Here is a 359-nt window from a genome sequence, read left to right as displayed (position 1 = left end):
ATACAATAATGAATTAGTGGCGTATCAGCTACGGGATACGCAAGAAACGAGTCTGGTGCTTGATACGCTGGAAGCGGCCTGTCGAGGCCGGGAGACCTACGGTCTCCTCCTGCACAGTGATCAGGGCTCCCAGTATACTTCGCGCGCGTTTCAGCAGGCAGCCAAAGAAAAAGGCATTATCACAAGCATGTCCCGGAAAGGAAACTGCTTGGATAATGCCATGATCGAATCCTTCCATTCCTCGCTAAAGTCGGAAGAATTCAGCATCCGCGTACGGATGCCCCTTACATCTTCTATTATAGTCGAAAAAGTCGATTCGTACATGTATTATTACAATTACATACGACCATTTACCAAAT

Annotated in this window: 1 protein-coding gene; it reads left to right on the top strand. The window is 47.1% G+C overall.

Annotation, left to right across the window (positions count from 1 at the left end; genetic code table 11):
- On the top strand, window positions 1–359 hold a 359-nt coding region (locus CHL76_RS16775), incomplete at both ends, for a DDE-type integrase/transposase/recombinase (protein ID WP_143747492.1).

The sequence above is a fragment of the Marinococcus halophilus genome, from assembly GCF_002265875.1.
Taxonomy (GTDB): domain Bacteria; phylum Bacillota; class Bacilli; order Bacillales; family Marinococcaceae; genus Marinococcus; species Marinococcus halophilus.
This window is presented reverse-complemented; position numbering and strand designations above follow the sequence as displayed.